This window comes from Pseudomonas yamanorum (assembly GCF_013386765.1).
Classification (GTDB): Bacteria; Pseudomonadota; Gammaproteobacteria; order Pseudomonadales; family Pseudomonadaceae; genus Aquipseudomonas; species Aquipseudomonas yamanorum_A.
This window is the reverse complement of the sequence record NZ_JACARE010000006.1, coordinates 78,184-97,884: the sequence shown is the minus strand read 5'-3', so window position 1 is coordinate 97,884 and position 19,701 is coordinate 78,184. Positions and strand designations below refer to the sequence as shown.

Below are 19,701 nucleotides of genomic sequence, written 5' to 3'. Positions count from 1 at the left end.
GCTATCGCAGGCAAGCCAGCTCCTACATTTGATCTCCGGTGTCTTGGAGATCGGTGTTCGATTCAGGAAACGGTAATGCGCCAGATGCCGAACGGCTGGTGCCAGGGTTCGATCCGCATCCACTGGGTCTTGCCGTACCAGGTCCAGCGGTGGCCGGTCATCAGGTCCTCGCCCTGGGTCTGGGCGTCATCCGGCAAGCCCAGCTCCCACAGCGGCAACTCGAAGTTCGCCTCCTGGGCGTTGAACGGGTCGAGGCTCACGGCCACCAGAATGAAGTTGCTGCCGTCCTCGCTACGCTTGCCGAAATACAGGATGTTGTCGTTCCACGCGTTGTAGAGCTTCAAGCCCAGGTGCGTCTGCAAGGCCGGGTTTTGCCGGCGGATGCGGTTGAGCTGGGCGATCTCGGCAATGATGTTGCCCGGCGCCGTGAAGTCCCGCGGGCGGATCTCGTACTTCTCCGAGTCCAGGTATTCTTCCTTGCCCGGCACCGGGGCCGCCTCGCACAGTTCAAAGCCGGAGTACATGCCCCACAGGCCCGAGCCCATGGTGGCCAGCGCAGCGCGGATCAAAAACCCGGCGCGCCCGGATTCATGCAGGAAGCCCGGGTTGATGTCCGGCGTATTGACGAAGAAGTTGGGCCGGAAACACTCGCGCCACGGCGACTCGTTCAGCTCGCTCAGGTACTCGCTCAATTCAGCCTTGGTGTTGCGCCAGGTGAAGTAGGTGTAGCTCTGGGAGTAACCGACCTTGCCCAGTCGCGCCATCATTGCCGGGGTGGTGAAGGCTTCGGCGAGGAAGATCACCTCAGGGTATTTGGCGCGCACATCGCTGATCAGCCATTGCCAGAACGGCAGCGGTTTGGTGTGGGGGTTGTCGACGCGAAAGGTCTTCACGCCCTCTTCCACCCAGCCGACCACGACGTCACGCAACTCCACCCACAGGCTAGGAATGGCGTCTGCCGCGTAAAAGTCGACGTTGACGATGTCCTGGTATTTCTTCGGCGGGTTCTCGGCATATTTGATGGTGCCGTCGGGCCGCCAGTTGAACCAGCCCGGATGCTGCTTGAGCCACGGGTGGTCCTGGGAACACTGAATGGCAAAGTCCAGGGCGATTTCCAGGCCATGGTCGGCGGCGGCCTTGACCAGGTTGCGGAAGTCTTCGCGAGTGCCCAGTTGCGAGTGGATCGCCTCGTGGCCGCCCTCTTCGCTGCCGATGGCATACGGGCTGCCCGGATCATCCGGCCCGGCGGTCAGGGAATTGTTCTTGCCCTTGCGATGGCTGCGGCCGATGGGATGGATCGGCGGGAAGTACAGCACATCAAAGCCCATGTCATGGATCATCGACAGACGTGAGTGCACGTCGTTAAAAGTGCCGTGACGTGCTGGATCGTCGGTGATCGAGCGGGGAAACAATTCGTACCAGCTGGCGAACTGCGCAGCCTCGCGCTCGACATCAATCGGGAATACCGGGCTGATGCTCAAATAGGCGCGATGATCGGCCTGGGTCATCAGGTGTGCACTGTCTTCGTGCAGGAACAGCGCCACCTGCTCGGTTTCCAGCAGGCCCGAAAGTTCGTGATGCAGCAGCATCAGGCGGTCGCGCAGTTCGTTGTCGCTGCGCTCGGCGGCTTGCAGCACCTGGCTGCGGCCTTCCTGCAATTCCAGGCTGACCGGCACGCCCGCCTCGTGCTTCTTGCTCAATTCGTAGCGGAAGCTGGCGAACGTGTCGATCCAGGCCTCGATGCAATACTCATGGGGGCCCTGGGCGGCCACGGTGAACGCACCTTCCCAGCCATTGTTGCCCACATCGGTCATCACCACGCTGTGCCAGCTTTCTTCACTGCGCGGGCGCCAGCGGATCATTACCGCAAGCTTGTCGTGGCCGTCGGCGAATACCTTGCTGGCGACCTGGACGCGTTGGCCCACCACAGCCTTGACCGCAAACTCGCCGCCATCGATCACCGGGGTGGTGCCTTCAATCGCAATCCTGGGCAGCAACAGCGCCTGGGACAGCGGTAATGTGGAGGTTGAATCGTCTTGGGTCAGTGTTTCAGCAGTCATCGAGCATCTCCCCTTAACGCCCAGTGGACGCTCTTGTGCCTGATTCAAATTCTGAAACGACGCCGCTCTCCCTGAGCAGGGCCGTCTAGGTTCCGAGCATGCCGGCCGGTGAAAAGTTCAGGTGGATATGCCGCCATCGGGCGGGGAATCAAATCCACCGCGCGATTGTCCACCGATAGAGCAAAGCACAAAGGAGGCCACACCGATGAATATCCCGATTCCGGCTGAAACCCCAGACCCGAACATTGACAAGCCCACCCTGCCACCCACCGAACCGGACCCGATTCCCGAGCAAGAACCGCCTGGCACTCAGCCACCACCGGTGGAGGAACCACCGACGACGATGCCGCCAGTGATTGTCTGAAGCGAACGTGACAGTTGAGGTTTTGACGATCCAGACCGATCGTCAAAACCGAAACTTCCTACCGGAAACAGAGATGGCTCTTAGAGTCAGAGCCTATTCGCCCCATAAGACTTGTCTCGGGAAAACGCGCACCCTCGGGATTTAGCGTTTATTTCATCATCCTGCGAGAAAACATCATGTCGACGATCAATAGCCAGCCGTGTGCCTACCATCTCTGTCTGCAAAATGCGCTGCCCCCGAGCTGCCCCCCGACCGGGCAACCCCTTAACGACCTGAAAGCGCTACTGACCAAGGACAACATTGGTCAGCTGTTGCGCAATCCTGACGCTCAACGAAGCGTCAACACCCTGAACAGGCTCCGTGATCTATTGACCCCGGCTAACATCAGCGCCCTGCTGCGTGGTCCCGATGCCCAGGAGAATGCCCGGACGCTAACGGATATCGGCGAGTTGTTGAATAAAGACGCTATCAACCCTGGACTGAGCGCCGCCACGCAAGCCATGGAAAAAAAGATCGATGAGGACACTCAAAAACGAAAAACCGAGATGCTCATTCAAATGGCAACCGACCCCGATGACGACAGCGCGATACTGGAATCCTTGGCAAACTGGCGCCAATCCGCGGCTCAGGCACGTCAGAGCGCTCGACACTCCGGGACGATGGCTAACACCTTGACAGACCTGGGCGCGCGCCTCAGCAAGCGCAACATCGATGCCGGGATGGGCTCCAGCTAATCCTTCTCCAGCAACCTGACAATCCTTGGCATCACACTGAACACCATCAGTGCCAGCACCGTACTCAACACCGCCGTCGACTCACGTCCCATCCCGGCCGCCACGCCAATGGCGGCGGTCATCCAAAGGCCGGCGGCGGTGGTCAGGCCTTTGACGTGCTGGCCCTCCTCGTCTTCCTTGCCCTTGAGGATAGTGCCGGCGCCGAGAAAACCAATGCCCGCAATCACGCCTTGCAACACGCGGCTCATGGCGTCGGCCTGGGAGCCGGACAAATTCGGCACCAATACAAACAGCGCTGCCCCCATGGCCACCAGCATATGGGTGCGCACCCCGGCGGCCTTGCCCTTCTGTTCACGTTCAAAACCGAGAATGCCGCCCAGAATGGCCGCAATCAGCAACCGCACGGTGATTTGTGTCAGTTGCCGGGCATCACCGATGTCCGCAAATTCCGCTTGCAGGGTTTGCCAGACTTCATGCCACCAGGCGTCCATGGTCGTGTCCTTTCAAGAGGTCGATACGGGATGGACAACGCCGACCGTCAGTCAGTTGCGCAGAACCATTCAGCCACGGGCAACGCCTAACCCCCAGTACCCCTGGAAAAGGACAGCACCATGCCCGTACGTATCGAAAACCAAACCTGTTACTTCAAGGTCGATGAGCACGGCGACGAAAAAAGCCTGCCTGCCACCGATGTCACTGTGATTACCGACAGCGCCAAGTCCATGTCGGCCGTCAAGTTGAACGGCGAGCGCGTGTACATCACCGAAGCAGAAGCGGACGCATTGACCGTAGCAGGCGCCACCGACGGTCGTAAGCATCTGAAGGCTACTGATGGTGATTCGGTGATTTGATTGACCTGGGTCACCCTCGCCTGAAAAGCGCTGCACCCCGTGCGCCACAGGGTGCAGCACATTGTCGCAGGGGCGCACTGGCGGCCCATCTGATCCGCTTTTTATCGCCATACCTGAGTCTGTTATGCAAACAGAGCGCCGGTCATAGTTCATCTGCCTGATGGAGGCTGATGAGCGAAAGACCATGAGCGATAGAATCCCCGTCCGAACCGTAGAAGTGTATGAGCCTGCGCATCCAAAGAAGATGAAGGCCAAATCCAGCGATAACCTGATTCACACCCGCAGTTTCACTGGGCTGTTCCGTACCTTGCGTGTGGCAGGCGCGGGCTTCCTGTTCCTGGCCTTTTTCGGCACCGTGTGGCTGAACTGGGGCGGCAGGCAGGCGGTGTTATGGGACCTGGCTGAAAGCAAATTCCATATCTTTGGTGCAACGTTCTGGCCCCAGGACTTCATCCTGCTCTCGGCCCTGCTGATCATCTGCGCGTTCGGCCTGTTCGCGATCACCGTGTTCGCCGGCCGGGTATGGTGCGGTTATACCTGCCCGCAAAGCTCGTTTACCTGGCTGTTCATGTGGTGCGAAAAGGTCACCGAAGGCGAGCGAAACCAGCGCATCAAGCTGCAAGCCGCGCCCTGGGGCTTGAACAAGCTGGCCAGGCGCTCGGCCAAACACACCCTGTGGCTGGGCATCAGCGTAATGACCGGGCTGACGTTTGTCGGCTACTTCACGCCAATCCGGCCGTTGGCCGAAGAAATGCTGACCTGGCAAATGGGCGGCGTGAGCTTGTTCTGGGTGCTGTTTTTTACCGGTGCCACCTACATCAACGCGGGCTGGTTGCGGGAAGCGGTGTGCATGCACATGTGTCCGTATGCGCGGTTCCAGAGCGTGATGTTCGACAAGGACACCCTGACCATTTCCTACGACGTGGCCCGCGGCGAGCATCGCGGCCCGCGTAAACGTGAGGTGCAACCGGCGGATGTCGGCCTGGGTGACTGCATCGATTGCCAACTGTGCGTCCAGGTATGCCCTACCGGCATCGACATCCGTGATGGCCTGCAAATGGAATGCATCGGCTGCGCGGCGTGTATCGATGCCTGTGATTCGATCATGGACAAAATGGGCTATGCCCGTGGACTCGTCAGCTATACCTCTGAGCATCAGCTGCAAGGTGGCAAGACCCACCTGCTCAGGCCACGGCTGATCGGCTACAGTGCCGTGTTGCTGGTCATGATCGGTGCGCTGGTGGTGGCGCTGGTGGAGCGGCCGATGGTGTCGCTGGACGTGACCAAGGACCGTGGGATGTTTCGCGAGAACAGCGAAGGCCTGATCGAGAACATCTACAGCCTCAAGGTCATCAACAAGACCCAGCAGCGTCAGGATTATCGCCTGGAGCTGGTGGATGGCGACGGCTTCCAGTTGCAGGGCAAGACCGACATCAGCCTGGCACCGGGGGAGATTACCGATGTACCGGTGTCGGTGGCGATGACCGCAGACAAACCGGCCAGCAGTTCCCAGACGATTCGCTTCAAGGTGTCGGATGTGGATGAGCCATGGATTTATAGCGCGGCGGATAGCCGGTTTGTGGCGCCGTTGAATCGTTAAACCCGATATTGAAGATCACGAGGACTCTATGTGGGAGCTGGCTTGCCTGCGATGGCGGTGCATCAGTCACACTTTTTCCAGCTGAAAGACCGCTATCGCAGGCAAGCCAGCTCCCACATTAGATCTGTATTCACTCCAAAAACTGTATCAAGCGCACTGAGCCCCAATGAAACGCTACGAAAAATTCGCCGACGACATCGCAGAACTGATCCGCTCCGGCGTCCTCGGGCCCGGCCAGCGTGTGCCGTCAGTACGTTATGCCAGCCAGACCTACGGCGTCAGCCCGTCCACGGTGTTCCAGGCCTACTACCTGCTGGAACGTCGCGGGCTGATCCGCGCCCGACCGCGTTCCGGTTACTTCGTGAACACCCATGCGCCGAGCCCGTTTTCCGAGCCGGTGGTGAGCGCCCACGTGCATGAGTCCACCGAAGTGGACGTCAGCGAATTGGTGTTCTCGGTGCTCGACTCCATCAAGGACCCGCAAACCGTGCCTTTCGGCTCGGCCTTCCCCAGCCCCACCCTGTTCCCGCTGCAACGCCTGGCCCGCTCCCTGGCCAGTGCCAGCCGGGAAATGGACCCGCGCATGGTGGTTACCGACATGTCGCCGGGCAACCCGCAGCTGCGCCGGCAGATCGCCCTGCGCTACATGGTGGGCGGGCTGATGCTGCCGATGGAAGAACTGCTGATCACCAACGGCGCCCTTGAAGCGCTGAACCTGTGCCTGCAAGCGGTGACCGAACCGGGCGACCTGGTGGCCATTGAAGCGCCCGCGTTCTACGCCAGCCTGCAAATTCTCGAGCGCCTGAAACTCAAGGCCGTGGAGATCCCCGTACACCCGCGCGACGGCATCGACCTCAAGGTGCTCGCACAAAGCCTGGAACGCTATCCGATCAAGGCCTGCTGGTGCATGACGAGCTTCCAGAACCCCATGGGCGCAACCATGCCCGAGGCCAGGAAACAGGAACTGGTGGAGTTGCTGCGCAGCCATCAGGTGCCGCTGATCGAAGACGACGTGTACGCCGAGTTGTACTACGGCCAACAGGCGCCCAAACCGGCCAAGGCGTTCGACACTGAAGGCCTGGTGATGCATTGCGGCTCTTTCGCCAAGAGCCTGGCCCCCGGCTACCGCATTGGCTGGGTTGCGGCCGGGCGATATGCGCAGAAGATCGAACGGTTGAAGCTGATGACCTCGCTGTGCGCCTCGATGCCGGCCCAGGCGGCGATTGCCGATTACCTGCAGCACGGTGGCTATGACCGGCACCTGCGCAAGTTGCGGTATGCGCTGGAGGAGCAACAAAGCGCAATGCTTGCGGCCATCGCCCGCTACTTCCCGGCGCAGACCCGTGTCAGCCAGCCCGCTGGCGGTTACTTCCTGTGGCTGGAGCTGCCGGAGCAGACCGACTCGTTGAAATTGTTCCAGATGGCGCTGGCCCAGGGCATCAGCATTGCGCCGGGGCCGATCTTTTCGCCCACGCAGCGCTTCAGGAACTGCATTCGGTTGAACTACGGCAGCCCGTGGGATGAGTCGTGTGAAAAGGCGATGGAGACGCTGGGGCGGATTGTGCGTTCGTTCTGAGGAGCTGTGTGAAGGCCACTGACGTCATCGCGGGCAAGCCCGGCTCCCACATTGGAATGCATTCTTTCTGACAATGCAGATCAAATGTGGGAGCAGGGCTTGCCCGCGATGAGGCCCGGACAGACGCTACAACTTTATCGACCACCCGCCAGGTCAATAAAGGTCCCGGTGGCATAGGACGCCTTGTCCGACAGCAGCCAGATAATCCCTTCCGCCACTTCTTCCGCACGCCCGCCACGGGCCATGGGAATCCCCGGCTCCAGCTTGCTGACCCGATCAGGGTCGCCGCTCAGGGCGTGGAAGTCGGTGAAGATAAAGCCGGGACGCACGCCATTGACCCGGATCCCCTCACCTGCCACTTCCTTGGAAAGCCCGAGGGTGAAGGTGTCGAGGGCACCCTTGGACGCGGCATAATCCACATATTCCCCCGGTGAACCCAGGCGCGCAGCGGCCGACGAAACGTTGACGATGCTGCCGCCCTGCCCGCCATGCTTGGGCGACATGCGCAGCAGCGCGTGCTTGGCACACAGGATGGGGCCCAACACGTTGGTCCGCAGAGTCTTCAGGATGCGGAATTCGGACATCTCATCCACCCGCGACTTGTGCCCCACGGTCCCGGCATTGTTGACCAGCGCCGTCACCCGGCCCAATTCGGTATCGACCCGGTGGAACAGGGCGATCACTTCATCTTCGATACTGACATCGGCCCGCACCGCAATTGCTTGGGCGCCAAGGGCGCGCACTTGCTCAAGTACGCGATGGGCAGCTTCTTCATCGGCCTGGTAGTTGATGCAGATGCGATAGCCCTGGGCAGCGGCCAGCAACGCCGTGGCGGCGCCGATCCCACGACTGCCACCGGTGATGACGACGACTTTGTCCATGTGTAAGGTCTCCTGATTCAACGTGAGCTGATGGATCCAATACTACCTGCGCCCTGCAGGTTTTGCATGGGCTCACGTCGCCGAATGTGCACTCACCACCTGCTCGGCGCGCTGGATATCGGCCATGAACCCCTCGGCCGGCAACGGGTGCCCCAGCAGATAGCCCTGCAACGAATCACAGCCCAGGCGCGTGAGGAAGCTTTGCTGTGAGTCGGTCTCAACCCCTTCGGCGACAATGCGCAAGCCCAGGGCCTGGCCGAGGGCGACGATGGCCGAGACGATGGCGGCGTCGTCGCTGTCGTGCTCCAGGTCGCGCACAAACCCCCGGTCGATTTTCAGCTCGTTGGCCGGCAGGCGCTTGAGGTACATCAGGCTCGAATAACCGGTGCCAAAGTCGTCGATGGACAGGTCGACGCCCATGTCCGAGAGCTTCTGCAACACCGTCATGCTCGCATCGGCATCGCTCATGGCGGTGGTTTCGGTGATTTCCAGGGTCAGGCTGTTGGCCGGCAAGCGGTGGCGCTCCAGGGCATTGGCAACGCTCTTCACCAAGCCGGCATGGCAGAACTGCAACGCCGAAAGATTCACCGCGATGCGCCAGTCGCGATAGCCCTGGGCGTACCACACCTGCATCTGGCGGCAGGCTTCATTGAGCACCCAGTCGCCGATGGGAATGATCAACCCGGTCTTTTCCGCAAGCTCGATAAACTTGTCGGGCAACAACAGGCCCTGTTGCGGGTGCTCCCAGCGCAGCAACGCCTCGGCGCCCACCGGGCGACCGCTGATGGCGTCGAACTTGGGCTGGTAATACAACCGGAACTGCTCGTGCTCCACGGCGTTGCGCAAATCCTGCAGCAGTTGCAGTTGCTTGCGCGCGTTGGTGTTCATGGAGATGTCGAAAAAGCTGTAGCCGTTCTTGCCCATGCCCTTGGCGTGATACATAGCCGCGTCGGCGTTCATCAGCAATTCCTGGGGCGTGCCGCCGTTGCCGGGGAACAGCGCGATTCCGATGCTCGCGGAGATTTTCAGCTCATGCTCGGCCACGCGAAAAGCCTGGTTGATCAGGCCCACCTGGCGCTCGGCCAGACGCAACGCATCGTCAGGCTGGCCCAACTGCACCAGCAACACGAACTCGTCACCGCCGATACGGGCCAGGGTGTCATGGCTGCGCAAGTCTTCCCGCAGGCGCAGGCCGACTTGCTGCAACAGCTGGTCGCCCATGTGGTGACCGAACGCGTCGTTCACCGGTTTGAAGCCGTCCAGGTCGATAAACATCAATGCGAAGCAGCCGCCCTCTTCGTTCACCCGCTGTATGGCTTGCTGAATCCGGTCGGCGAGCAAGGTGCGGTTGGGCAAGCCAGTGAGCATGTCGTGCAGGGCCAGGTGGGTGAGTTCCTGGTTGGCCTGGGTCAGGGAATCGGCCAACACCGCAGTGCGGGCCTCCAGGCGGGCGTCCAGCAGAGACGTCAGCAGTGCAATGCTCAGCACCGCCAGGGTGGTCACCAGCACCAGGTTGTCCAGGCCTTTTCCACTCAGGCCGTTCAGGGCCGCACCGCAAAAACTGCCATCGGCGAACCGCGCGGCGGCCATGCCGGTGTAGTGCATGCCAACGATTGCCACGCCCATCACCATCGCCGCCCCGCCCCGGGCCAAGCGCACGTATGGCGTGTTGCGCCGCAGGTTGAAGGCAATCCACAAGGCCGCCGCCGACGCCCCGACGGCAATCAGCAAGGACGCGGTGAACAGCGTGGGGTCGTAGTCGATACCCGGGGTCATGCGCATGGCGGCCATGCCGGTGTAGTGCATGGCGCTGATGCCGGCGCCCATGATCAACGCGCCAAATGCCAGCTGCCACGCCGGCAGGCGCGGCTGGCTCACCAGCCACAAGGCAAAACCACTGGAAAGGATTGCGATCAGCAATGACAGCGCCGTGATGTCGACGTCATAGCCCAGGCTGATGGGCAGGCGAAAGGCGAGCATGCCGATAAAGTGCATCGACCAGATGCCCACGCCCATCGCCAGCGCACCGCCGCCCATCCACAGGTACACCGCGCGGCCCTTGGCCGTGGCAATGCGCCCGGTGAGGTCCAGCGCGGTATATGACGCGAGGATCGCGACAAACAGGGAAATCAGGACAAGGGCGGGGGAATAACTACCGGTGAGCATGGGACTTCTCGTGACCAATGGGCCGAACGGCATCCGTGCCGGGCTGAAAAGTCAGGGATTGTAGCGAGAATAATTCTTGTACACCTGAAATATTGTCGTATAGCCATTACTGGCAATTTGACGTCAAACACCTGACTCAATAAACACCAGGATCAACTGTGGGAGCTGGCTTGCCTGCGATGCAGACAACTCGGTTTTTCAGTTACACCGAGGTGATGCCATCGCAGGCAAGCCAGCTCCCACAGGGATTGTGACGTGCTTATTTCTTGTCGCTCAACTGCATCTGCCCGTCCCAACCACCGCCCAATGCGGCGATCAGCTGCACACTGGCCACCAGCCGGGTTTGCAGCAGGGTCAGCACCGTGCGCTCGTTGCTAAGGGCCGTGGCTTGCACGGTGACCACATCGAGATACGCGATCAAACCGGCCTTGTACTGGTTCTGGGTCAGGCGCAGGGATTCCCGGGCGGCATCGAGGGCTTCGTTGCTGACCACCGCCTCGTCTTCCAGGACCTTGAGCTGGACCATGTAGTTTTCCACCTCGCGGAAACCGTCGAGTACGGTCTGGCGGTACTTGGCCACGGTTTCATCGTAGGACGCTTCGGCGCGGTCGACTTCCGCCGAACGCTGGCCGCCGTCAAACAGGGTCATGGCGAGTTTCGGCCCCACCGACCAGAAGCGGTTCGGCAGGCTGATCCAGTCGGCGTAGGTGCTGCTGGAATAGCCACCGGCCAGGCTCAGGGTCAGGTCCGGGTAATAGGCGGTCTTGGCCACGCCGATGTTGGCGTTGGCGGCGATCACCGAGCGCTCGGCCTGGGAGATATCCGGGCGGCGCTCCAGCAGTTGCGACGGCAGGCTCACCGGAATCTGCGGCAGGGCCGGGATGTCCTTGCTCACCGCCAGGTTGAAGTTGGCCGGCGGCACACCGATCAGCACGGCAATCGCGTTTTCCAGCTGCGCGCGCTGCCAGATCAGGTCGATCATGCTGGCCTGGGTGCTTTTCAGTTGGGTCTGGGCCTGGGCGATGGCGTCCTTGCCCGAGACACCGGCGCGGTATTGGTTCTGGGTCATTTGCAGGGAGCGCTGGTAGGTGTCCACCGTGGCTTGCAGCAAACGGGTCTGCTCGTCCATCACCCGCAGTTGCAGGTAATCCTGCACCAGTTCGGACTGCTGGCTCAGGCGCATTGCCGCCAGGTCCGCTGCGCTCGCTTCGGCGCTGGCTTCATTGGCTTCCAGGCCCCGGCGCAGTTTGCCCCAGATATCGGCTTCCCAGCTCACGCCCAATTGGGTGTTCAGGGTGTCGCGGATGCCGCTGCTGGAACTGCTCAGGCTGGCGTTACTGCTGCCGGTGCCCTGACTGGCGCGGGTTTTCCCGGCACTCAGGTCGACGGTCGGGAAGAACGCCCCACGGGCACTGCGCACCTGCGATGCAGCCTGGCGATAACGCGCCTCGGCCTGGGCCACGGTCTGGTTGGAGCTGTTGAGTTTCTCTACCAGCTCATTGAGTTGCTTGTCGCCATACAGCTCCCACCAGGCCCCCCGGGCCAACGAGTCGCTGGGCGCCGCCTGGCGCCAGCCCTCGGCCTCCTTGTACTGGGCAGGCTCGGTCAGCTCGGGGCGCTTGTAATCCGGGCCGACGGCGCAGGCGCTGAGCATCGCGCCGCACAGGGCCAGGCCCAGCAGCCTGGAGCCGCGAGTCATGGCCAGACGTTGCACGGAGGGAAACGTTGGATCGGTCATAGCGCAGTGTCCAGGGCAGCATCGGTACGCACTCCGCGCCAACCGTTGAAACGGTGGCGCAGGCGGTCGAGATAAAGGTAAACCACAGGCGTGGTGTAAAGGGTCAGGATCTGGCTGACCACCAGGCCGCCGATAATCGTCAGGCCCAGCGGCTGGCGCATTTCCGCGCCTTCGGCAGTGCTGAGCAGCAACGGCAAGGCGCCAAGGATCGCCGCCAGGGTGGTCATCAGGATCGGCCGCAACCGCACAAGGCAGGCGGCGCGAATCGATTCCAGCGGGCTCATGCCGTCGTGGCGTTCCAGTTGCAGCGCCAGGTCGATCATCAGGATCGCGTTTTTCTTCACCACCCCGATCAACAGGAACAACCCCAGCAGGGAAATCAGGCTGAACTCGCCTCCCAGCACGTAGATCGACAACAGCGCGCCGACACCTGCCGAGGGCAAGGTCGAGAGGATGGTCAGCGGGTGAATGTAGCTCTCGTAGAGGATCCCCAGCACCAGGTACACCGCCACCAGCGCACCGAGGATCATGAACGGCTGGCCTTTTTGCGTGGCGGCGAAGGCATCGGCGGTGCCGGCCATCTTGGCAATCACTTCCTCCGGCAAGCCGACCTTGGCAACGGCACGCTCGATGGCCGCAGTGCCCTGCTCCACCGTGACACCGGGGGCCATGTCGAACGCGATGTTCTGCGAAGCGAACTGCCCTTCATGCCGCACCGTGTCATCGGCCAGGCTGTTTTCGTAATGCGCGATGGTCGACAACGGGACGCGGGCGCCCGTGGCGGTTATCACCTGCACCTGATTGAGGGTGATCGGGTCCTGGGCATATTTCGGATTGACCTCCATCACCACCTGGTACTGGTTGAGGCTGTCATAGATGGTGGAAATCTGCCGCTGGCTATAGGCGTTGTTCAACACCGCCGTGACCATGCTCATATCAATGCCCAGGCGCTTGGCCTGGTCACGGTCGACCACCAGCGTCACCTGCGCGGCGCCACGGCCTTCACGGGCATCGATGGCAGTCAGTTCCGGCAACCCGCGTAACGCCTCGACCACTTTCGGGTACCACAGGCGCAAGGCCGCCAGGTCACCGCTTTGCAGGATGTAGGAATATTGCGAACTGGACTGGTCGCGGCTGCCGCCAAACTGCAGGTCCTGGTCAGCCATCAGGAACAAGCGCCCGCCCGGTACCAGCGGCACATCCTTGCGCAGCCGCTCGATCACACCCTGGGCAGAAATCTTGCGCTCGCTGATGGGCTTGAGCCGCACCAGCATCACCGCATTATTGGTGCCGTTGTTGCCGCCGATAAAACCGGCCACGCTGAGCACCGCCGGATCCTTGAGCACGGCCTGACGGAAGATCTCCATCTTCGGCTGCATCACGCCAAACGACAGCCCGTCATCGCCGCGCACAAAACCGATCAACTGGCCGGTGTCCTGCTGGGGCATGAAGGTTTTCGGCACCACCACGTACAGCGCCACGTTGACACCGATGGTGATCAACAGGCTGAGCAGGGTCAGGCGCCGATGGCGCAGCACCCAGTCGAGGCTGCGGGCGTAGCCGGCGACCATGCGCGTGTGGGCCTTCTCGCTCCAGCGCTGCAAGCCGGTTTCCTGCCCCGGGACATGAGGCTTGAGCCAACGGGCGCAGAGCATCGGGGTCAGGGTCAGCGACACCACCAGCGAGACCATGATCGCCGCCGCCAGGGTGATGGAAAATTCGCGGAACAGGTTGGTGACGATCCCGCCCATGAACAGGATCGACAGGAATACTGCCACCAGCGACACGTTCATCGACAGCAGGGTGAACCCGACTTCCTGGGCCCCCAGGTACGCCGCCTTCATCGGTGGCACGCCGTCATCGATATGCCGGGAAATGTTCTCCAGCACCACGATGGCATCGTCCACCACCAGGCCGGTGGCAAGGATCAACGCCATCAGCGACAGGTTGTTCAGGGAAAAGCCGAACAGGTACATCACGGCAAAGGTGCCCACCAGGGACACCGGCACCGCCAGGGTAGGAATCAACGAGGCGCGGAAGTTACCGAGGAACAGGTACACCACCAGGATCACCAGCGCCACGGCGATCAGCAGCGTCATCTCGGCTTCATGCAGGGTGGCGGTGATCACGGGCGAACGGTCCATGGCCAGGTTCAGCTTGACGCTGGACGGCAATACCGCCTGCAACGCCGGCAACTGGGCCTTGATCTGCTTGACCGTCTCGATGATGTTGGCGTCGGACTGGCGGTTGATCACCAGCAGCACCGCCGAATCGTTATTGAAGAAGCCGCTGTTGTAGCGGTCCTCCACGCCGTCGCTGATCTTGGCCACGTCGCCCAGGCGCAGGGCTGCGCCGTTCTGGTAGCGAATCAACAGCGGTTCGTAGTCCTTGGCCTTTTCCAACTGGTCGTTGGCCTGGATCTGCCAGTTGCGCTCGCTGTCTTCGAGGGAGCCCTTGGGCCGGCGCACGTTGGCGTTGGCAATGGTGTTGCGCACATCGTCCAGGGCCACGCCGTACTGGTCGAGGGCCTTGGGTTCAAGTTCGATCCGCACGGCGGGCAAGGAGCTGCCGCCGATCTGCACTTCACCCACGCCCGGCACCTGGGACAGGCTCTGGGACAGGATGGTCGAGGCGAGGTCGTACAGCTGGCCCTTGGGCAACACGTCCGACGTCAGGGACAACACCATGATCGGCGCCTGGGACGGGTTGACCTTCTTATAGGTGGGCATGCTGCGCATGCCGCTGGGCAACAGGTTGCGCGAAGCGTTGATGGCCGCCTGCACTTCCCGGGCCGCGCCGTTGATGTCGCGGTCGGAGTCGAACGCGAGGATCACCCGGGTCGAACCCTGGCTCGACGAACTGCTCATGGTGGTGATGCCGGCAATGGCGCCAAAGGAGCGCTCCAGCGGCGTCGCCACCGTGGAGGCCATGACCTCGGGGCTGGCCCCGGGCAAGCTGGCGGATACCACGATCACCGGGAAGTTGATCTGCGGCAGCGGCGACACCGGCAACAGGTTGAAGGCCACGCCGCCCAGCAACATGATCGCCAGGCTCAACAGCATGGTAGCTACGGGCCGGCGAATGAAAGGTCCGGACAGGTTCATGACTCAACCGGCTCCAGACGCACCGGTTCTTTGCGCCAGCGACGCCCCAGGCGGTCGAAATACAGATAGATCACCGGGGTGGTGAACAGGGTCAATACCTGGCTCACCAGCAGCCCGCCGACCATCACCAGGCCCAGGGGCTGGCGCAGCTCCGCACCGGAGCCGGTGGCGAGCATCAACGGCACGGCACCGAACAGCGCGGCCAGGGTGGTCATCAGGATCGGCCGGAAGCGCAGCAGCGCCGCCTGGTAGATCGCGGTTTGCGGGTCCAGGCCCTGGTTGCGCTCGGCGTCGAGGGCGAAGTCGATCATCATGATCGCGTTCTTCTTCACGATACCGATCAGCAGGATGATGCCGATGATCGCGATCATCCCCAGGTCGTTGCCACTGAGCAGCAAGGCCAGCAAGGCCCCTACCGCTGCCGACGGCAGGGTCGAGAGAATGGTGATCGGGTGGATGTAGCTCTCGTAGAGCACACCCAGCACGATGTACATGGTCACCACCGCCGCCAGAATCAGCAGCAAGGTGCTCGACAGCGACGCCTCGAACGCCTGGGCCGCGCCCTGGAACTGGGTCTGCACGCCCACCGGCATGCCGATGTCTTTCTGGGTCTGGTTGATCAGTTCCACGCCCTTGCCCAGCGCCACGCCGGGGGCCAGGTTGAACGACATCATCACCGCCGGGAACTGCCCGATATGCGCGATCGCCAACTGGGCCTGGCGCTGTTCCACATGGGCCAGGCTCGACAGCCGTACCTGGCCGCCGTCGGTGGTTTTCACATGGATCTGGTTCAGGGCGGCCGGGCCGAGAGTTTCACCCGACTGGGCCTGCAACACCACGCGGTACTGGCTGGCCTGCGTATAGATCGTGGAAATCTGCCGCTGGCCGAAGGCGTCGTACAGCGCATCGGTGATGGTCGACACCGTCACGCCAAGGCGCGAAGCGGCGTCGCGGTCGATCACCAGGTACACCTGCAGGCCTTTGTCCTGCAGGTCGCTGGCAACATCGGAAAGTTCCGGCAACTGGCTGAGGGCGTGTACCAGCTTGTCGCTCCACAGGGCCAGCAACTCCGCGTCCGGCGAGGACATGCTGAACTGGTATTGGGTGCGGCTCACACGGTCTTCAATGGTCAGGTCCTGCACCGGCTGCATGAACAGGCGGATACCCACCAGCTTGTCCAGCTGCGGCTGCAGGCGCGTGATGATCTGCGCTGCGCTGAGGTCCCGTTGGCCGTGGGGCTTGAGATTGATCAGCAAGCGGCCACTGTTAAGGGTGGCGTTGTCACCGTCCACCCCGATATAGGAGGACAGGCTCTCCACCGCCGGGTCTTCGAGGATGATCTTCGCCAACTCCTGCTGGCGCTGGCTCATGGCCGCAAAGGAAATCGACTGTGGCGCTTCGGAAATGCCCTGGATCACGCCGGTGTCCTGCACCGGGAAGAAGCCCTTGGGCACCGCCAGGTACAGCACCACCGTCAGGCCCAGGGTGGCGATGGCCACCAGCAGGGTCAACGGCTGGTGCTTGAGCACCCACTGCAACTTGCGCCCGTAGGCTTCGATCAGCCAGTCGATCCAGGCGCCGCTGGCCTTGTAGAAACGGCCCTGTTCCTCTTCCTTGGGTTCACGCTTGAGCAAGCGCGCGCACATCATCGGCGTGAGGGTCAGGGACACCACCAGGGAAATCAGGATCGCCACCGCCAGGGTGATGGCGAATTCACGGAACAGGCGCCCCACCACATCGGCCATGAACAGCAACGGGATCAATACCGCGATCAGCGACAGGGTCAGGGAAATCAGGGTGAAGCCGATCTGCTTGGCGCCCTTGAGCGCTGCATTGAGCGGGGTCTCGCCCTCCTCGATATAGCGGGAGATGTTCTCCAGCATCACGATGGCGTCATCCACCACAAAGCCGGTGGCGATGGTCAGGGCCATCAGCGTCAGGTTGTTGATGGAGAAGCCGGCCAGGTACATCACCCCAAAAGTGCCCACCAGGGACAGTGGCACGGCGATGGACGGAATGATGGTCGCGCTGAAACGGCGCAGGAACAGGAACGTCACCATCACCACCAGGGCAATGGCGATCAGCAATTCGTGTTGCACGTCCGTGACCGAGGCCCGGATGGTCTGGGTACGGTCGGTGAGCACCGTTACGTCCAGGCCGGCCGGCAGGTTGTCGGTGATGCTCGGCAACAGCGCCTTGATCCGGTCCACCACCTCGATGACGTTGGCCCCGGGCTGGCGCTGGATGTTCAGCAGCACGGCCTGGTTTTCATTGGCCCAGGCGGCGAGGCGTTCGTTCTCGGCGCCATCGACGATCTGCGCCACATCCTTGAGCCGCAACGGCGCGCCGTTGTTGTAGGCCAGGATCAGCTCGGCGTATTCCTTGGGCGAGACCAACTGGTCGTTGGCGTCAAGCATCGAGACCCGCGTGGGGCCGTCGAAGTTACCCTTGGGCTGGTTGACGTTGGAGGCGGCGATCAGGGTGCGCACGTCCGAGAGGTTCAAGCCGTTGGCCGCGAGGGCCTCGGGGTTGACCTTGATCCGCACCGCCTGGCGCTGGCCGCCGGCGATGCTGACCATGCCGACGCCGCTGATCTGCGCGATCTTCTGCGCCATGCGGGTGTCGACCAGGTCATTGAGCTTGGGCAACAGCATGGTCTTGGAGGTGATGGCCAGGGTCAGCACCGGGGTGTCCGCCGGGTTGACCTTGTTGTACACCGGCGGCGCCGGCAAGTCCTTGGGCAACAGGTTGGTGGCGGCGTTGATCGCAGCCTGCACCTGTTGCTCGGCGACATCCATATTGATGTCGAGGTTGAAGCGCAGGGTCAGCACCGAGGCGCCGCCGGAGCTGGTGGACGCCATTTGGGTCAGGCCGGGCATTTGCCCGAACTGGCGCTCCAGGGGCGCCGTCACCGCGCTGGTCATCACGTCCGGGCTGGCGCCGGGGTACAGGGTCATCACCCGGATGGTCGGGTAATCCACCTGGGGCAAGGCCGACACCGGCAACAGGCGGTAGGCGATCACGCCGGCCAAAATAATGGCCAGCATGCTCAGGGTAGTGGCTACCGGGCGAAGGATGAACAGCCGCGAGAGGTTCATGCGCCGCCCTTTTGCGCCTTGCCGGCATCAGCCGGGCCTTGCTGCGTCTTGGCTGCCGGTTGGCCCTGGAGGTGTTCGGTCGGAGTGGTCGGCACCTCGCTGCTGTCGTTGACCACTTCGATTTCACTGCCGTCTTTCAAGCGATCGGTGCCTTCGAGTACCACGCGGTCGCCGGCGGCCAGGCCTTCCTTGATCACGGTGTTGTCGCCGTCGGAATCACCGATCACCAGCGGGCGCACCTTGACCTTCTTGTCGCCATCGAGCACGTAGGCAAAGGTGCCGGTGTTGCCGAACTGGATCGCCGCCGACGGTGCCAGCACCACGTTGTGCAGGGTGTCGGCCAGCAGGTGCACATTCACGAACTGGTTGGGGAACAGCGCCTGGTCCTTGTTATCGAAGCGTGCCTTGAATTTCAGGGTGCCGGTGGTGACGTCGATCTGGTTGTCCAGGCTCTGCAACACGCCGCGGGCCTTGAGGGCCACGTCACCACGGTCCCAGGCTTCCACCGGCAACTTGTTGCCGGCGTGATAACGCGCCAGTACGGTTTCCAGGGTGTTTTCCGGCAGCGTGAAGACCACGCTGATGGGCTGGGTCTGGGTGATCACGGCCAGGAAGGTGGTGTCGTTGGCGGCGACGAGATTGCCCACGTCCACCTGACGCAGGCCGACACGCCCGGTAATCGGGGCGCGGATCTTGGTGAATTCGAGGTTGAGCTTGGCGTCATCCACCGCGCCCTGGTTGGTCTTGACTGTGCCCTGGTACTGCAGCACCAGCGCTTCGGCGGTGTCCAGGGTTTGCTTGGCGATACTGTCCTGGGCATACAGGTCGCGATAACGCTGCACGTCGACCTGGGCGTTTTTCAGCTGGGCCTGGTTTTGCAGCAACGTGCCCTGGGCCTGGAGCAAGGCATTCTGGTAACTGCGCGGGTCGATTTCCGCCAGCAGGTCACCGGCCTTGACCATCTGCCCTTCTTCAAAGGCGATCTTGACCAGCTCTCCCCCTACCCGGCTGCGCACATTGATGGTGTTCAATGCGGTGACCGTGCCCAACGCCTTGTAGTAAACCGGGAACTCACCCAGCACCGCAGGCGCCACACGTACCGGCACCGGGCCGGTAGCACCACCAAAGCCCGGGCGCATCATGCCCGACTTGCCGGCATGCCCGGCGGGCTTCTTCTCGGCGCTGTCTTTATGGCTGCCGGGCCAGAATTTCCAGCACAGGCCGGCAATAACCAGCAGCACGAGCAGGCCGAACAGCCAGCGACGGGAGTGACGAGGGGTGGATTGCATGGAGTGATCAACCATTGGGCGCGAGAGCTTCTTCTTTGGGAGGCTGAAAGATAAGCACTGGGGCGCGTTAAGAAAAGCGCCTTTACCGGCTATTTACCTTGGATTACAACTTTTAACTTCTTTGCTTAGTCCATTCGCTATCCGGCTAAGCGTCTGAAGCACAAATAAAAACGGCCTGGACTAGGCCAGGCCGTAATACTGCATCACGCGTGTTACTGCAAAACGACAGTAATGCGTAGC

Annotated in this window: 13 protein-coding genes; 5 read left to right on the top strand and 8 right to left on the bottom strand. The window is 62.0% G+C overall.

The window, feature by feature from the left end; translation table 11 throughout:
- Positions 1-62 precede the first annotated feature (62 nt).
- The gene (locus tag HX875_RS03695) at positions 63-2,060 is read right to left on the bottom strand and encodes an alpha-1,4-glucan--maltose-1-phosphate maltosyltransferase (protein ID WP_177041729.1); all 1,998 of its coding nucleotides are present in this window, start codon (positions 2,058-2,060) and stop codon (positions 63-65) included.
- A gap of 205 nt (positions 2,061-2,265) precedes the next feature.
- On the opposite strand from HX875_RS03695, the gene HX875_RS03690 reads away from it, so the two are divergent.
- Together HX875_RS03690 and HX875_RS03685 are read left to right on the top strand one after the other, a co-directional pair.
- Complete coding sequence (locus tag HX875_RS03690) at positions 2,266-2,424, top strand: hypothetical protein (protein ID WP_167664995.1); 159 nt, start codon at positions 2,266-2,268, stop codon at positions 2,422-2,424.
- Positions 2,425-2,600: 176 nt separating this feature from the next.
- The gene (locus HX875_RS03685; RefSeq protein ID WP_177041727.1) at positions 2,601-3,158 is read left to right on the top strand and encodes a hypothetical protein; all 558 of its coding nucleotides are present in this window, start codon (positions 2,601-2,603) and stop codon (positions 3,156-3,158) included.
- Here HX875_RS03685 and HX875_RS03680 read toward each other — a convergent pair.
- Positions 3,155-3,649: an MgtC/SapB family protein gene (locus tag HX875_RS03680; protein WP_010171626.1), complete on the bottom strand. Its 495-nt coding sequence runs from the start codon at positions 3,647-3,649 to the stop codon at positions 3,155-3,157. The genes HX875_RS03685 and HX875_RS03680 overlap by 4 nt on opposite strands.
- Before the next feature lie 120 nt (positions 3,650-3,769).
- Between HX875_RS03680 and HX875_RS03675 the strand changes: the two genes are divergently transcribed.
- The 3 genes from HX875_RS03675 (at position 3,770) to mapR (ending at position 7,185) form a co-directional block, all read left to right on the top strand.
- Positions 3,770-4,009, top strand: a complete 240-nt coding sequence (locus HX875_RS03675) for a DUF3203 family protein (protein WP_177041725.1) — start codon at positions 3,770-3,772, stop codon at positions 4,007-4,009.
- A gap of 184 nt (positions 4,010-4,193) precedes the next feature.
- Complete coding sequence (ccoG, locus tag HX875_RS03670; protein ID WP_177041723.1) at positions 4,194-5,609, top strand: cytochrome c oxidase accessory protein CcoG; 1,416 nt, start codon at positions 4,194-4,196, stop codon at positions 5,607-5,609.
- A 166-nt stretch (positions 5,610-5,775) separates the two neighbouring features.
- Positions 5,776-7,185: a GntR family transcriptional regulator MpaR gene (gene mapR, locus HX875_RS03665; protein ID WP_177041721.1), complete on the top strand. Its 1,410-nt coding sequence runs from the start codon at positions 5,776-5,778 to the stop codon at positions 7,183-7,185.
- 134 nt (positions 7,186-7,319) lie between these two features.
- Here mapR and HX875_RS03660 read toward each other — a convergent pair whose 3' ends face one another.
- The 6 genes from HX875_RS03660 to HX875_RS03635 all read right to left on the bottom strand — a co-directional run bounded on the left by HX875_RS03660 (position 7,320) and on the right by HX875_RS03635 (position 19,476).
- Entirely contained in the window at positions 7,320-8,066 is a 747-nt protein-coding gene (locus tag HX875_RS03660; protein ID WP_177041720.1) for an SDR family oxidoreductase, read from the bottom strand.
- Positions 8,067-8,138: 72 nt separating this feature from the next.
- The gene (locus tag HX875_RS03655; RefSeq protein ID WP_177041718.1) at positions 8,139-10,232 is read right to left on the bottom strand and encodes a putative bifunctional diguanylate cyclase/phosphodiesterase; all 2,094 of its coding nucleotides are present in this window, start codon (positions 10,230-10,232) and stop codon (positions 8,139-8,141) included.
- 259 nt (positions 10,233-10,491) lie between these two features.
- The gene (locus tag HX875_RS03650) at positions 10,492-11,970 is read right to left on the bottom strand and encodes an efflux transporter outer membrane subunit (protein WP_177041716.1); all 1,479 of its coding nucleotides are present in this window, start codon (positions 11,968-11,970) and stop codon (positions 10,492-10,494) included.
- Positions 11,967-15,074, bottom strand: a complete 3,108-nt coding sequence (locus HX875_RS03645; protein ID WP_177041714.1) for an efflux RND transporter permease subunit — start codon at positions 15,072-15,074, stop codon at positions 11,967-11,969. The genes HX875_RS03650 and HX875_RS03645 overlap by 4 nt, the downstream gene beginning before the upstream one ends.
- Entirely contained in the window at positions 15,071-18,172 is a 3,102-nt protein-coding gene (locus tag HX875_RS03640) for an MdtB/MuxB family multidrug efflux RND transporter permease subunit (protein ID WP_177041712.1), read from the bottom strand. Before HX875_RS03640 ends, HX875_RS03645 begins: the two co-directional genes overlap by 4 nt.
- Positions 18,169-19,476, bottom strand: a complete 1,308-nt coding sequence (locus tag HX875_RS03635) for an MdtA/MuxA family multidrug efflux RND transporter periplasmic adaptor subunit (protein ID WP_177041710.1) — start codon at positions 19,474-19,476, stop codon at positions 18,169-18,171. Before HX875_RS03635 ends, HX875_RS03640 begins: the two co-directional genes overlap by 4 nt.
- Positions 19,477-19,701: the final 225 nt, after the last annotated feature.